At 65.9% G+C, this 14,333-nt stretch carries 14 protein-coding genes and 3 pseudogenes; 4 read left to right on the top strand and 13 right to left on the bottom strand.

Going from position 1 to position 14,333, the window contains the following annotated elements; genetic code table 11:
• Positions 1-72 precede the first annotated feature (72 nt).
• Positions 73-393 carry a transposase gene (locus ACIOKD_RS41745; protein WP_402093691.1) on the bottom strand — a complete coding sequence of 107 codons (321 nt, stop codon included), beginning with the start codon at positions 391-393 and terminating at the stop codon, positions 73-75.
• Positions 394-538: 145 nt separating this feature from the next.
• Positions 539-856 carry a DUF6221 family protein gene (locus ACIOKD_RS41740; RefSeq protein WP_402084497.1) on the bottom strand — a complete coding sequence of 106 codons (318 nt, stop codon included), beginning with the start codon at positions 854-856 and terminating at the stop codon, positions 539-541.
• 46 nt (positions 857-902) lie between these two features.
• On the opposite strand from ACIOKD_RS41740, the pseudogene ACIOKD_RS41735 reads away from it, so the two are divergent.
• Positions 903-1,666, top strand: a pseudogene (locus ACIOKD_RS41735) (transposase).
• 303 nt (positions 1,667-1,969) lie between these two features.
• Here the strand turns inward: ACIOKD_RS41735 and ACIOKD_RS41730 are convergent.
• A pseudogene (locus tag ACIOKD_RS41730) lies at positions 1,970-2,547 on the bottom strand (transcriptional regulator).
• A gap of 52 nt (positions 2,548-2,599) precedes the next feature.
• On the opposite strand from ACIOKD_RS41730, the gene ACIOKD_RS41725 reads away from it, so the two are divergent.
• A complete protein-coding gene (locus ACIOKD_RS41725; RefSeq protein ID WP_402093692.1) occupies positions 2,600-2,848 on the top strand; it encodes a replication-relaxation family protein in 249 nt (82 codons plus the stop codon).
• A 318-nt stretch (positions 2,849-3,166) separates the two neighbouring features.
• Here ACIOKD_RS41725 and ACIOKD_RS41720 read toward each other — a convergent pair whose 3' ends face one another.
• The 9 genes and pseudogenes from ACIOKD_RS41720 to ACIOKD_RS41680 form a co-directional block, all read right to left on the bottom strand.
• Positions 3,167-3,532, bottom strand: a complete 366-nt coding sequence (locus ACIOKD_RS41720; RefSeq protein WP_402093690.1) for a hypothetical protein — start codon at positions 3,530-3,532, stop codon at positions 3,167-3,169.
• An 87-nt stretch (positions 3,533-3,619) separates the two neighbouring features.
• The gene (locus ACIOKD_RS41715) at positions 3,620-4,504 is read right to left on the bottom strand and encodes a hypothetical protein (RefSeq protein ID WP_402093689.1); all 885 of its coding nucleotides are present in this window, start codon (positions 4,502-4,504) and stop codon (positions 3,620-3,622) included.
• Positions 4,505-4,877: 373 nt separating this feature from the next.
• Positions 4,878-5,129 (bottom strand): hypothetical protein, encoded by a 252-nt coding sequence (locus tag ACIOKD_RS41710; protein WP_402093688.1) that lies wholly within the window; start codon positions 5,127-5,129, stop codon positions 4,878-4,880.
• Positions 5,130-5,481: 352 nt separating this feature from the next.
• Positions 5,482-6,789 carry a helix-turn-helix domain-containing protein gene (locus ACIOKD_RS41705; protein WP_402093687.1) on the bottom strand — a complete coding sequence of 436 codons (1,308 nt, stop codon included), beginning with the start codon at positions 6,787-6,789 and terminating at the stop codon, positions 5,482-5,484.
• A 276-nt stretch (positions 6,790-7,065) separates the two neighbouring features.
• Positions 7,066-7,323: a hypothetical protein gene (locus ACIOKD_RS41700; protein WP_402093686.1), complete on the bottom strand. Its 258-nt coding sequence runs from the start codon at positions 7,321-7,323 to the stop codon at positions 7,066-7,068.
• Between the two features lie 742 nt (positions 7,324-8,065).
• The gene (locus ACIOKD_RS41695) at positions 8,066-8,737 is read right to left on the bottom strand and encodes a hypothetical protein (protein ID WP_402093685.1); all 672 of its coding nucleotides are present in this window, start codon (positions 8,735-8,737) and stop codon (positions 8,066-8,068) included.
• The gene (locus ACIOKD_RS41690) at positions 8,734-9,360 is read right to left on the bottom strand and encodes an RNA polymerase sigma factor (protein WP_402093684.1); all 627 of its coding nucleotides are present in this window, start codon (positions 9,358-9,360) and stop codon (positions 8,734-8,736) included. The genes ACIOKD_RS41695 and ACIOKD_RS41690 overlap by 4 nt, the downstream gene beginning before the upstream one ends.
• A 550-nt stretch (positions 9,361-9,910) precedes the next feature.
• Positions 9,911-10,108 (bottom strand): hypothetical protein, encoded by a 198-nt coding sequence (locus tag ACIOKD_RS41685; protein ID WP_402093683.1) that lies wholly within the window; start codon positions 10,106-10,108, stop codon positions 9,911-9,913.
• A gap of 458 nt (positions 10,109-10,566) precedes the next feature.
• Positions 10,567-10,703: pseudogene (locus tag ACIOKD_RS41680) on the bottom strand (transcriptional regulator); the annotation flags it as partial.
• Positions 10,704-10,835: 132 nt separating this feature from the next.
• Between ACIOKD_RS41680 and ACIOKD_RS41675 the strand changes: the two are divergent.
• Together ACIOKD_RS41675 and ACIOKD_RS41670 are read left to right on the top strand one after the other, a co-directional pair.
• On the top strand, positions 10,836-12,371 hold the full coding sequence (locus ACIOKD_RS41675; RefSeq protein ID WP_402093682.1) for an AIPR family protein: 1,536 nt from the start codon (positions 10,836-10,838) through the stop codon (positions 12,369-12,371).
• A gap of 416 nt (positions 12,372-12,787) precedes the next feature.
• Positions 12,788-13,009 carry a hypothetical protein gene (locus ACIOKD_RS41670; RefSeq protein WP_402093680.1) on the top strand — a complete coding sequence of 74 codons (222 nt, stop codon included), beginning with the start codon at positions 12,788-12,790 and terminating at the stop codon, positions 13,007-13,009.
• A 236-nt stretch (positions 13,010-13,245) separates the two neighbouring features.
• On the opposite strand, the gene ACIOKD_RS41665 is transcribed toward ACIOKD_RS41670, so the two are convergent.
• Positions 13,246-13,947, bottom strand: coding sequence for a type I-E CRISPR-associated protein Cas6/Cse3/CasE (locus ACIOKD_RS41665; RefSeq protein ID WP_402093679.1), 702 nt, complete (start codon positions 13,945-13,947; stop codon positions 13,246-13,248).
• Positions 13,948-14,333: the final 386 nt, after the last annotated feature.

The following is a 14,333-nucleotide window of genomic DNA, read 5'->3' as shown; positions in this document are numbered from 1 at the left end:
TGAGTTGCCTACGTGTCACACCCATCGTCCTACCAGGTCCTACCCACGCACGGGACCAAAACCCGAGATTGATCACGACGTCACACAGGCCCTAGACCAGTCGAGCTCGCCGGCGGCGTTCAGTTCGGCGAGCAGGATGCGGTGCAACTGATCGAAGACATCGGCCTGCTGCCATCGCTCCAGCCTGCGCCAGCAGGTCTGTCCGGAGCCGAACCCCAGCTCCAGGGGCAAGAGTTGCCAGGCTATGTCGTTGTAGAGGACGTACAGGACGCCCTGCAGGCAGAGCCGGTCCGCCACCGGCCGCGGCCCCGGCGACCGCCCCGGCCAGGGCGGCAGCAGGGGCTCGATCAGTGCCCACAAGTCGTCATCGACGGTCCACGGCCGAGTATTCACACCATCCCGAACGGCCGAATCGTCACATCGGTCACGCCCGACCAGGACACATCAACAAGATCGTGTTATGAGCTCTAAGGGCTGTCCCGTAAAACGACCTTCTGTTGTCGAGGCTCGGTTCAAGCACGCAGTCTCGTCCGGCACGTCAGGCTCGGGCGGGGTAGTCAGGATGGTCGATGTAGGGCGAAGCGAGGTCACGCAGGTCGTGGCACGGCCAGGGGTCGCGGGCGTGACGGGCCAGGATGCGCTGCTTGGCCTCAATCTCGCGCAGGACACGGGCTGGATCGTGCAGAGCTACGTGCAGAGCAACCGTGGGATGGAAACCGGAGAGGTCGGCCTGGCAAAAGTCGACCGTGTGTCCGTGGGCAGACCACTCCCCGCACCCGTCGCCGTCGCAGCGCCGGGCCAAGCCGGCCTCCTCGTCCAGCCGCGCCTTGATGAACCTCACCAGTTCTTCAGTCACAGGAGCATTCTCGACGTTGTGCCGGGCATCATGAAACGATCTTGTGGTGTCTGGTGTGATCACGGCGTCCGAGCCGTCCTGGATAGCCCCGTTCACCGGGCTGAGCCCTCGTCTGTTCGGGAAGCTGGTGACGGTGCTGCGGCGTGAGGGTGCGGACGCGGTCCGCAGGGGCCGGCCGTGGGGCCTGCCGTTGGAGGACCGGGCCTTGCTGGTCGCGGCGTACTGGCGCACATACCTGACCATGCGGCAGCTGGCCCCGCTGTTCGGGGTTTCGAAGTCGGCGGCGGACCGGATCATCGATCACCTCGGGCCGATGCTCGCCCTCCAGCCCCGCAAGCGGTTCGCGAAGGACACCGTGCTCATCGTGGACGGCACCCTGGTGCCCACCCGTGACCACACCATCGCCGAGCAGTCGAAGAACTACCGGTACTCCACCAACCACCAGGTCGTCATCGACGCCGACACCCGGCTCGTCGTCCTGGTCGGCCTCTGCCCGGCAACCGCAACGACTGCAAGGCGTGGGAGGAGTCCGGCGCGAAGGCCGCCGTCGGCACAACCATGACCATCGCCGACGGCGGATATCCGGGCACCGGACTCGTGATACCCCACCGGCGCCGCAAGGGCGAGGAGTTGCCCGACTGGAAGCAGGCCCACAACAAGTCCCACAAACAGGTCCGAGCCCGGGTCGAACACGCCTTCGCCCGCATGAAAACTTGGAAGATCCTCCGCGACTGCCGTCTCAAAGGTGACGGTGTCCACCACGCCATGCTGGGCATCGCCCGGATACACAACCTCAATCTCGCCGGATAGGCGAGCGGTCGGACTGGTACCGATCACGTCCGCACCAGTCAGAGATCATTTACGGGACAAGCCTTAGGTAGGGAATAGGAATCATGGTCGATGATTCAGCGTGCTTCGGCAGCGCTGAGCACCCTGCCCACCGTGTGGAACCAAGGGCACTGGCAGTCAGCGTGTTGGCGCACGCCCTGCCGCAACGTGGAGGGCCAGCACTTGTGCTGGCCCTCCACCGCGATTCCTGATGCCCACCAGATCACCCCATGGGGCGTTCCACGGTGAAGCCGCCATACGGCTCCTGTACAGCGACATTCCTCGTCAGGCGGCAAATCCCACGTTGGTGACGTACTCGTACTGGCCCCACTGGCTACCGAGGTCGACGACTTGGTCCACCCACGCTTCGTCCAGTTCCTGGTCGTTGCCGGCCGCCCACGCGCCGACGATGCGGTCCCAGTTGCGGACGTTCATGGTGCGGAACTCCATGGCGCGCTGGCGTGGGCGGTCGACCTGGGACTGGTTGAGCGGGTGAATCTCGACGCGGGTGCCGCGGCCTTCGCGGTTGAGGCGGGCGGTCAGGTAGCGGGCGACGTTCTCGCGCCGCACGGTGCGGTAGGCCTGCTCGATCGCGGTGAGGTTGCGGCGGGAGGGTGTGCGGGTGCCGGTCTGCCATGCCAGGCGCGCAGGGTGCGGTCGGTGACGGTCAGTCCGGCCGCGCGGGCCGCCGCGCGGGCGTGGTGGCTGCGGGTGAGGTAGTGCAAGCGCGCTTGGAGGCCGTGGCGGGCGGTGACGGGGGTGGCGATGTAGCCGGCGAGGTCGTCCAGTTGCCGGGCGACGGCTTCGTGGCCTTTGAGGCCGCGGGCGCCGTACTTGCCGAACTCGATGTTCCGCTCAGGCATAATCTCTTCCGAATCCAGAGTGGTGAATCACTGTACGGGGCTGTGAGCGCCGATCTCCCGTCCCGACGGGGAAATTGACGCCGGGGAGCGCCTTCGATCCAAAAGTTACTGGTTTTTATTTTGCTCGCCGTTCGTTAACGGCACCCAGGTCGGCTTCTACGAGATAGACAACGGCACGATGTCGCGGGCCAAGCTCGCCCGTGAGGTCTGGGACTACGAGCGGTACGCCGGACACCGCGTCGGGGAGGGAGCCCGCGGCACCATGGGCGGCACGTTTCCGTTCTGGTCGCGCTACAGGTAAACGCAGCAGCTGGTTCCCGCCTCTGCATGTGGTCCTGGCGGGCCTGGAGGAGCTCTGCTGCAGCGGCGCCTGGAGGAGCTCGCCGAGGCGGTCGACGGCATCGCGGTCTCGGTGTTCGCCATCACGCTGCCCGCCCTGCAGCGCCGCGAGGGATGGGTGCGGCTCGGCACCGACAACCCGGACCGCCGACGGGAGCGGTACCCAGAGCCGGTCGGCCGGTGGCCGGGCCGGTCCCGCCTCGTTGAGCCGGGCGTCACGTGCACAGGGAAGCCCCGCGCCCTCGTGCTTGAGTCCCGGGGCTTCGTGCAGCGTGAGCCGTCAGCTCGACTTGGGTTCCGGCTCTGAGGGCCGGAACATCTTCCAGACCCACTGGCCGTCCTCGAGTTGGGCCGGCAGGATGCGGTCCTGCTCGTCCCCGTCGTCGGTCGCGTCCCGCGCGTCCCGCCGCGCCATGGCGACCGCGAACAGCAGGTCGGTGTGGAAGCCCTCCGGCAGCTCGGGGGCGCCCTGTCCGCCGTCTTCGGTGTCGGCCAGCACCACGAGCTCGTCCGAGCCGAGTTCGGAGGCCCGGACCTGGTTCTCGCGCATGCTCAGGTAGCTGATGGCGTCGGCCCGCACCAAGGTCGACTTGAGGGCCCCGGAGGCCGGCCGGTACCTCTTCCCCATGATCCAGACGTGCTTCACGCTGTCCCCTCCCGGAGATCGTCGGGTGTGGCCATCGTGACCCGGGGGCGCCGACAAACAGGCCCTCCCGGATCGTTAGGTCCCGGCTCAGCGCGGCCAGGCGGCCGGAGTGCCCGGCGGCAGCGGGATCTCGTCCAGCCGCAGCCACTGTTCCTGGCCGCTCTGATCTGGCAGGCGGAACCGTACGTCGTGCGCCTCGTCCGACTCGTACGGGGCGTCCCCTACAGCTCGCAGCAGGGCGTGCAGCCTCGGGTGAGGGGCCTGCATCGCCCGGCCGCGTACGCCCTCGGCGCGCAAGGCGGCCAACGTGAGGGAGGCGGTGTTCACTCCGGTACGCCGGTGACCGTCGGCGTGGGCGATCGCCTCCGGGTGTTCCACGATGGAGGCCAGGGCCTCGGGACCGGCGACGGTGTACGTCAGCACCAGGTCACCGCGCTGCAGCATCACCTGCGCTCCCGACTCCACCAGCAAGCCGTCTTCGCGGGTCGACATGGCCACCTTGCCGACCATCGGGCCCATGCCGATCTTCCGGACCTCGTCGAACTGCTCGATCGTCGGGTCCACGAACCGCTCGGAGTCGGGGAGCACCAGGGCGCAGTGCCCGTTCCACTCGGTTCCCGTCCAGCTCGGTGTGAGCGAGCCGTAGAGGGTTCCGGCGCCGTCCTTCTTCCGGATGGCCACGGTGACCGGCAGCAGTTCGGCCCGCACTCCCAGCTGGCCGTAGGCGTTCCGCAGCGTCAGGCACGCATCGACGCAGATGTTCGCCGGCGCGCGGCCGTCGGAGATGGCCGCCCACAGGAAGGGCAGCACCAGTTCCACGACCTGGTCCGGCTTGGCATGCTCCAGCATCCGCGCCATGTGATCCATGCTCCCCGGCAGTGCCGGGGCCGCCCTGCGCGGACGCGGTACGGAGGGACGGGAGACCCGCTTCTGCGGTGTCCGGTGCTTCTTGCCCCGCTGCTGCTTCGACATGGGCAGAGCCTAGGGATCTCAACCGGTCTTCCGACAGACCGCGTTGACCGGCCTAAGCCGAGGTTGGTGACGTATTGGTGCTGACCCCGCTGCGATCCGAGGTCGACGACCTGGTCCACCCACGTCCCGTCCAGCTCCTGCTCGTCGTCGGCCGCCGGCGCGCCGACGGTGCGGTCCCAGTGCGGACGTTCATGGTGCGGAATTGCATGGCGCGCTGAGGGGGCCGGTCCTTGCGCCCCTCAATCCATACGCTGCCGAAGAGATCTCCTGTTCCGTCTCTGTCCTCTCCGAGCCAGCACCTCCCACCGTGCGGTCCGGGCGTCCTCCTCGCGAGGAGGACGCCCGGTGCCAGCAGTCACTTCTGCATCGGCCGCTATCGGCGCACGTTGACGGTGATCTGCCATCCGGCACTACCAGCCGCGGCCGTGGCAACCGCCGCGGCGATGAGCGGTGGGCCTTCAAGAGCCCAAATGGCAGTCGCGGTGGTGATGCCGCCGGCACACAGTCCCATCTGCGCCCAGTGCAGGGCGCGACTGGTGTCGCGGGGTGGTGTCGTTGCGTGTTCGCCGTCGCGGTCTTCCTCTGAGGTACCGTCGCCGGGTGTCACGCGGTGGCTGGATGTCATGCGGTGGTCCTTTGCTTTTCGATTGGGCAGGACGGCCGTCCCGGGTGACGCGACTTGGGGAAGCACGGTTTTGCTTGGCGGCTGCCGTTGCTTCCCTTTGTCGTGTCGGGGCTGGTCATGCGGTTCAAGGTACAGAGACGAGTGCCGGGCAAACTCCGCCCGTGAGGGCGTTATGTCGGGATTCCCATGAGCCGGGGGAACGTCATTCGGAAGTTTCGGTATGGTCGCCGTACCCGCTGTGTCTTTCACGTAGTTCATTGGTAAAACTGCAGGTAGAAGCGCTGTTCGGCGTTCCGACGACTACTCGGTGACGGTGGTGGAGATCACATCGGATTGAGTCTGCGATCGGTCCTCAGACACCGCTGTTGGTGGGCGCTGGCTGTTGCAGCCGGGCGCTGTGGCCTTCCGGGTTGCTCCTGCGAGAAGCCGGCAGCCCTTCCTGACCGGGAGGCTCACCGCGGAGCTGACCGGCAACCGTGGGTGGTGGCGTGACGGCTTTGCCCAGGGGCTGCGGCGGCGCGGGTTCGGGTGCCATGTTGGTGAAACGGTTCGCGGTCCCCTGCGCCTTGGGGAGGGCGTAGTCGGAGACAATCAGAACATCCAGGTGGAACGACCGACGGATGTGGCGCCGCAGAGCGGTGTGCAACGCCGGGTGCCACGTGTCTGACTGCAGAAGTTCTTCTGTCTTCTTGTCCTTCACGAACACGGGGATGTCCAGGCGGTTCCGCTGCAGCCGGGGCTGGCGCACCGTGGAGTCGCGAAGCGCGCGCAGTTGCGGACGGCTGAGGGTTCCAGACGTGTTCTCCAGGAGATCGGCCCATGCCTTGTGTACGCGTTTGCTGACTTCAGGACAGTCCACGCACGCTATTCGTTGCAGCACGACGTCGGACAGCCGCACCCGCCGCGTGGCGGCACAGCGCAGGCATTCGACAGTCCAGGGTGTGTCGAAGCTGCGGTAGCGTTCCAGAGCGTCGAAGCCGGCCTTGCGCAGCATTCGAGCCGCGGTGTCCTGCAGCACCTCACCTGCCGAGTTGTCTGCGACGACCGCTTCCAGCTGTTTCATCTCCCGCACGTCGCCCTGGCGCTCGATGTCGGCGCGCTGTTGCGCCCGCACCCATGCTTCGACCCACAGGTTCCGGGCACGGGGGGCCAGTGCGCACCCCACCAGAAATGCTTCTAACGAGGTTATCGAGCCGGGCACTTGGCGCCGTGTGGCGATGCGGTTCGCGCTGCTGCGGGACAGATCCATGCCGGCAGCCCGGGCTCTTCTCTGCATCGCGCGGTAGGACGGTGCCCCACTGGCCTGCCAGAGTTTCTCCAGCGCGGCACTGAAATCCTGAAAATCCCTGATCAACCGGGGCGAGGGTATCTGTGCACCGGGCTCGCGGTTCGGCTGGCCGGCGCGGTAGGCGTCGAGCCACATCCGATCGATCTCATCGATGTCCATCGCGCAGGCGTGTGCAAAGGCACGGACCACCTCGCGTTTTGGCACCATCCGGCCCGAAGCCGCTCGCTGCAGCGTCGCCGCGCTGTAGGGGGGCGCCTGTTCTGCAAGCGTGCCGTATGTGGCGCCCAGGATCTTTCGGGCGTTGCGTAATTCCTGGGCTAGTTTGCCCAGCGGACTCACAGGGTCCGGGATCGGCTTTTCTGGTCGTCCCACCGAGTCACACCTCGCTCCAGAAGGCGCGTATGACGACTGTGCATGGCAGTGCTCCCATCCGTCGCTGCCCGCTCCGTGCGCGCAGCCGTACTTGATGCTCCAACCGACAATGACCCAGCGGCAGTTGGCGCTACCGTCAAATCGCACAGCATCTTGCCACCTGCCCGAGTCAGCCGTAGAGCCGTACGGGAAAATTCATTGATGTCCCGTCTGAAAAAGCAAGCCAGTCATGGCATGAGACACTTTGAATCAATAGCTGACCAGCGCTTTCGGGGCTCAGTGAGAACAGATGAATGCCGCCACCAGGCTTTTAATTTCATTTCGTCCCATGGCTGCTTGCACGGTTCCACCAGCACTGGCACTATCAAAATCACTTTCACCGAACACGGTGTTGGCCCTGTCTGCTTGGCTCCAACCGCCGATGACCAGGGAAAACCAGTCGGCCGCGTTGGCGCGCGGAACGGCTAGCAAAGGGTCGGCCCGACGAAACGGGTCGACCCTTTCGCATGCCGGATTGCGCATCTTGACGATCACAGATCAGATGGTGCTGATTCACGCACGATCTTGATCTTTTCACGTACACCTGAGATCGGGTACGGACCCACCAGAGCATCCGGAGCTTCTTCCTCCGCAAGTCTCGTGCCCGTCCTCGTTCCGCAGTCGTAGCGAAGATCCGTATACATCATGAACAGGACACCCATCCGCAGGACGTAAGCCGCATCTCAGACAGTGTGCTTCGCACCGCCGGCAACCCGCCCACGTACGGCGTGCCGGTATAACACGTCCTCGGGCGGTGGCCCGTATCCGGCAGCCACCGCCAACAGTCTGTGATCACAGGAGTCGTTCGGCCCAGACGAAGCCGAGGCCGATGGGCCGGTTCCGATGCTGTAGCAGGCGCTGCGCAGGATGTAGGTCAGCGCAGTCCTTCGGCGGCGGGCGATCCGTGCCACGACTGGAGTGCGCGGTTTTGTCTCCGCGGCTGGCGGGTGCTGGCTAAGGGCTGTCCCGTAATCCCCGGCGGGCGGACGACGACAGCTACGGCACCTCGCTGCGTTGTCGGATCGCCCGAATACGCCCAGTATGAGGACGACCCTCCGCCTTGCGATGCACCGCATCTGACGTCGCGCGCTGATCCACCGGGGATTACGGGACAGCCCTTAGGGTGCATGACAAGACATCCCTTTCTGGGTGGCGTCGTGCTGGGGAGCCCGCCCGGCCGGGGCCTTGGAACCGGTGGCCAGGGCAGGACTCCCCTGCATTTGGTGTCTGGGACCGGTCAGCGGCCCGCGCCGAACTCCCGCAGGCTGGCCACCAGCTGCCGGTCGGGCCGGGCAACGATGACGGAGCAGCCGGGGGTACGCGCGGCGAGCCGGTCGATCTCGCTTTCCAGCCGGTCGGTGGGTGCGAGGGCGCGTGAGCCGTTGGTGCGGACGTAGCGGGCGAAGAGTTCCAGGCCTTCGAGGAAGGCGGCGTCGGGCGGCATGGTGTCGGCCATGGAGTGGGTGAGCTGGCGGAACCAGTGCAAGGCCCGCCTCGATTCGCCCAGGGCAAGGTGGTGCAGGTGCAGGCAGTAGGCGGCGGCGCGGCTGCCGGCGCCGGCGGCGAGCTGCCACCAGAACTGTGCGGATTCCTGATGTCCGGTCAGGTAGAGGAGGCAGCCGAAGACGAGGGCGCCGTCAACGTCGAGTTCTTCCTCGGTGAGCGGTCCGCGTTCCGGTCCTTCGGCGATCTTTGCGACGTGGGTGGCGGCGTCGGGTTCGTTGAGGACCCACCGGCAGACCACACTCAGGCGCTGCGAGGCCTGGGCTGAGCGGGTGACTTCGGTGGTGGGGGTGCGGCGGGAGACGTCGGTGGCCAGGCGGCGCAGGCCGGCGGCGACGTCGAAGCGCTGCGCTGCGGAGACCGGGATGCGGGCGTCGGCCAGGAGGGTGTCGATGGTGGTGGTCATGCGTCTTCTCCCTTCTGCTTGGGCTTCTTGCGCTCGGCGGCAGGCAGGCCCAGCTGCAGGCGCAGGCGTTCCTTGGCGCGGCGCAGGAGGTGGCCGGCGGTGCGTTCGTCGATGCCGACGTACCAGGCGACTTTCGCGGTGGGGTAGCCCAGGACGTAGCGCAGCACGATAACCTCGAACTGCCGGTTGGGCAGTTCCGCGATCGCCTCGTACAGGCCGCTGCTGGATTCCATCTTGTGGAGTTTTTCCCGGGCCGTGGTGAGCGCCTTGTCCAGGGCCTGGGCGATGGGGCCGTTGATGACGAAGGCCGGGGCCCGGCCCTCCAGTTCCAGGCGGTCGTGCACGGCCCGCCGCACGATCGCCCACGCGCCCTGTTCAAGGTTGCCCGCGCTCAGCAGCTGCGTCCAGCCGGCGTGGATCTCCAGGAAGACCGTGTGTATGACCTCTTCCGCCGCGGCGCGGGTACCGAAGTGGACTTCCGCGTAGGCGTGGAAGGGCTCCTGGTGACCGAGGTAGAAGGCCTCGAAGTCCAGGGGCAGTTCCAGCGGCACGTACATGGACTGCGACAGGCCGGCGCCGTACTCCTCGGGCGGGCTGCCGTCCGGGGTGTCGTCGTATCTCACACGTGCCTCCCGTGGACAGGGGACATGAGCGAAGATCCTCTCGGTTGAGGGTCAGCAGGCACCCAGCGTCAACTCGACTGTGCCGAGGGCCTGTTGGGCTTGACCCCTACCTAAGTGATTTGCCGGGCGAAACACTCATGCCGACCCGCGGAAAATCACCGACGGTCCCCGCCCCACCGCCCTGTGCAACCTTCAATAAACAGCGCTAGTCACCCTCAGTAGTCCCCTGACCAGGCTCAACCCGCCCGAGGGAGGCTACGAACGACCCTCCGCATCACCACCGTGTTCTGCGTCCCACCCCCACCTCACCCGGCGCGCCCCACGCCTCGCCTCACCACCCCACCGGGCGAAGCGCACTGCCCAACTGCACCGGTGCCGCGGCCGCTCCGGCGCCGTGTTCGTCGCAGTCCCGATCCGGGGTGACCGAACATGAACTGGTCCGAGCCCTACACGCGTACGCGTGCACGCGTGCCTTGGGCGCCCGGATTCATAACGCGCGGCCGGTAATGGCACGCGCGGAGTGCCAGAGGATGCTTCAGCGGACCGTGCGTCACCCTGCGGGTTGGATGCGAAGGACAGCGGCCGCGTCCAGGATGTCGACGACCTTCAGGCTCATGGCGTCGTTGATGATCGCAGCGGGGCCCTCGCTGCAACTGAATCCGACACCGCCTCCGCCGTCCGATGACACTCCGCCGCCGCCGGAACAGCCCGAGATGCTGTAACCCGACCCCGCCAGCCGTGCGGCCATGTCCACTTTTCCACCGGTGATCGCCCTCACCCTGATCGGCCCGAGCCCGTACGCCTCCGGAACTGTCACGGTGTCCCCCACATCGACCTTGATCTCGCACGTCCCGTCAGCGCACGGCCCGGTGGGCGAGGGCGCCGCAGTGACCGTTCGTGTGGGATCGGACGCCGACCCGGATGCAGACCTGCTGGGCCGGCTCTCGGCGGGGGACTCATCCGAAGAGTCCGAGGAACACGACGTGAGAACGGCGAACACGACGGCGACAACAGCAACGGCGGCGGATGACGTTCCTCTGCACATCATGCTTTCCATTGAACCCTGCCGCCTCCGGTTGGACAGGTACACCTCAAGACGCGGCCCAAAGACCTTCGCCGCCACAGCCGGGCTCCAGCCGGAGCCCGGCTGACAGACACAAGTGGCTCCGGCACGTGAACGTGCCGGAGCCAGCTGTGTCTACGAGGTCAGGCGGCGAAGCCGATGTTGGTGACGTTTGCCCCCACTGCGAGCCGAGGTCGACGACCTGGTCCACCCACGCGTCGTCCAGCTCCTGGTCGTCGCCGGCCGCCCACGCGCCGACGATCCGGTCCCAGTGACGGACATAGTGGCCCGACCTCGGGATGCAGCTCCCTGACAGGGCTACCCGCATCCGGACGGCACGCGGGGGTGTTCACAGTCGCGTCAGCCTGCCAGCATCTTCTATTGGGATTCCAACGCTTGGTGGGGGCATTACATGGCGTCGACGCAAAACAACGACCAACGGCTGCTCGACCGGATCCTGGAGGACCAGCACCGGAAGCTGGCACCAGAGAAGAGCAGAGATGACTTTTTCACCTTCTTCTCTGCGGACAAAGCCCTGCAGGACTGGGACCTCGACAACGATGAGATCACGGACGGCATCGTCGACGGGGCGCGTGACTGCGGGATCGACGGTATCTGGACGTTCGTCGATGAACGTTACATCACCGCGGATGCACATCAGTACCTGCCATCGCGGGCAAATAAGATTGAGTTGGTGCTTTTACAGGCTAAAAACTCGTCGGGCTATCAGGAAACGGTCATTGAGAAGCTGCACTTCCATCTTCCCACACTGTTAGACATGAGCCGTAACGAGGAAGAATTATCAGCGCACACAAATGCCAAGCTCCTGGACCGCACACGGAGATTCCTTCACATCCTTGAGGAGCTGGCTTCATCCTTTCCCCAAGTACGCGTCAAAGTGATTTATGCCAGCAAAGCAGCAGAGACTCCACATCCCAATGTCAAATCAAAAGGTGACAGGCTACGCAGGGAGCTCGCAAGGATCACGTCTGACACCAAGGCAGAAATTGAATACCTCAGCGCCGCAGATCTGCGTGAACGTACCGCTCGCGGTGCCAGAGCGGTCGCACAGCTGGTGTTCACCGAAACCCCTATGAGCACCTCGCTCGGCGAGGGATACGTATGCCTCGCCCGAATAGATGAATATTACCGCTTCATCACCTCAGACAACGAGGCACTACGACTGGAACTGTTCGATTCCAACGTACGTGACTACGCAGGGTCCACAGCGGTAAATACTGCAATCGGCGAAACCCTCAAGTCCGGCACAGGGGAAGACTTCTGGTGGTTCAACAACGGCGTCAGCGTCGTAGCAGATGCCGCCCAAATCGCCGGAAAAAGAATCATTGTCAAAGATCCACAGATCGTCAACGGACTGCAGACCAGCCACGAAATCTACAGCTACTTCCAAAATGGCGGTCAGCACCGCGACCGCTCCCTGCTGGTGAAAATTGTCGTAGCACCAGAATCTGGAACGGCACGCCTTCGCATCATTCGGGCCACTAACAGCCAAACCCAGCTGCCCGCTGGCGCACTACGTGCCACCGAATCAATTCAGAAGGACATCGAAGAGAGCCTTACACACGCCGGCGGCTACTATTACGAACGCCGCGCCAACTACTATCGCAATCTTGGATTCCCCGTTGACCGCGTCGTCAGCATGACCCGGTTGGCGCGAGAATTTACTGCCTTCGCTCAGGGGCTCCGCTCCGCCCGTCGGCGATTTTCGCCTCATGAGAAACGAGGAGACCCAACCGGTGCTGCGGCTACCGCGAGGTTGGCAACTCACACCGAACGCTGCGACAGGACTGGTATTCTCCGCGCCTGCCGGCACCCCGGGGCGCCCGAGGCAGAACACCGGCCGGGTGCGCGGCAGGAGGCCACTGCGGCCGCTGCCAAGGTACCTGGTCCCGTTCCTGCAAGGTACCGCCCTCTCCGAGCGCGTTGATGCGAGCAGTGCGGGCCTCCTCCTCAATACGGGCCTTCCTCACCAGGGCCCCGGTGGTGATCCGGGCCATCAGCACCCGTGCGGCACACCCGGCCGCGCACACGGCCACGGTCACTGCGGCACTCACAACTACGCTGTCCACGACGCTTGGTTCCTCTTCCTCCGGCAAGGGGCGCTCGCCCTCGCTCCGATAGAAGGTGTCGCCGAAGCGCAGTTTTATGACATCGAGGATCCGGCGCCGACCCCCCTCGCCTGTCCGGCCTGTAAAGCTGCCGGCCGCTGCGTTCACACCGTGTGCTGGGCCCCGCTTCGCCTCAGGCGGGCACAGTGGCGCAAGCAGGCAGAACATCGCCCAAGAGCGGCCGCAGCCACGGAGGGTCCGGATCGAGACGAAGGCCAGGTCGGAATGAGTGCAGTTGATCATCGCGAGTGCTTCGTACGAGATCCGGCAGATCTTCCGTGGCGGTTGCGAACCGGCCGATACGGCGGGCGTCCTCGGTCTTCTACTGGGCGGGGCCGGACTGGCCGCCGCGATCGTGGCGCTGCGCAAGCCGGTGGACGGCAACGGCCTCGAGCGTGCCCGCGCTCTGGCGGCGGCCCTCGCTCTGCAGGTTACACAAAGGGAGAGCGCGGTGTAGCAGCAGCTGCTGGGCGACGACACCCGCCGCATCAATCTCACCCACCTTTTGGGCCCGGCTGCGGCCCGGCCGGCGCTGGCCCCACCGACCGGGGCGTCTGACCGCGGCTCAGGCTCAGTAAGCGTGCCCGATATCGTCACCTACTACCAGCGATGTCCGTCCCTCACGGCTGGTCATCACCGGCGCGTCAGGGGCCGGCAAGACCGTGCTGGCTCTGGAACTCCTACTCGCTCTCGTCAACGGGCGGGCCGAAGAAGATCCAATCCCGGTCCGTATCCCGCTCTCCCGGTGGGACACCGACCGCCAGTTCTCCTCCGACAGCGGCTGGTCGAGGCCGTGCGGTCAGCTGCGTTGCGGGGTGTGGCGGGTGGTGGGGTCGATGCGGCTGAGCACCCAGCGGATGAGGTCCTTGCTAAGGGCGAGGGGGCCGAGCGTGCGAGGTGGGTGCGGGGGAAGGGCCTGGGGAGGGAGGAGATGGTGACGGGTTCGAGTCCGGCGTCTGTGGCGCGGCGTTGCCACCAGGCGATGGCGTCGTCGCCGGTGAGGTGGGTGATTTTGCCGCGGCGTTTGCCGGTGACGGGGTGGGGTGTGGGATTGCCTGCGGAGCGTGCGGTGGTAGGGGCGGCGGCGGTGATGCGGTAGCGCATGGTGCGCCCGGGGGTGAGGAAGTTCAGCAGGGGGGTGAGGTCGATGGTGTGGGCTGTGCCGTAGCTGGTGGGCAGGGCGGTGAGGTCGGCTGTGTGGGCTGTTTGCACGAGAAGGATGGGGCCGGGTCCGGGTTCTGTGCGGAAAAGCAGGCCGGCTGTGGCCCGGGGGGTGGGGCCGTTGTGGTCGGGGACCAGGCGCATAGGGGTCTTGTGGAGGCTGTTGACGTCGGCGAGGTCGGCTCTGGCCGCTGCGTGGTGGGGGTCGATGGTGATGCGGGTGAGGCTGGTCATGCGGGTTCTCCGTGCATGTACGTGGTAAGGGCATCGATCGGTTGGGGCCCTGTGCAGAGGTGGGCGGGCAGGTGCTCGGTGCTCATCCACAGGGCACCACGTCACCCTCGTCTCGGCCGCCCACGCCTTCTGCACCCTGCAACGACTGGCCCACCACCCAAAAGACGCGGCGCAGGTCTGAGCCTCTTCCAGGTCGTCCGCGAACTGCAGACACTCCTCACCATCTGGGCCGGTTCCTGTCCCACCTGCCACCGCGACATACCCACCCCCATACGAACCTGACCAAGCCCTACTAGGGCCTGTGTGATGTCGTGATCAGTCAGTTGCCTTCAGCAGGTCGTTGATCCAGATCATGGAGGCGCGGAGGTGGAGGCCTGCGAGGTAGC

The sequence above is a fragment of the Streptomyces sp. NPDC087844 genome, assembly GCF_044742785.1.
Classification (GTDB): Bacteria; Actinomycetota; Actinomycetes; order Streptomycetales; family Streptomycetaceae; genus Streptomyces.
This window is presented reverse-complemented; position numbering and strand designations above follow the sequence as displayed.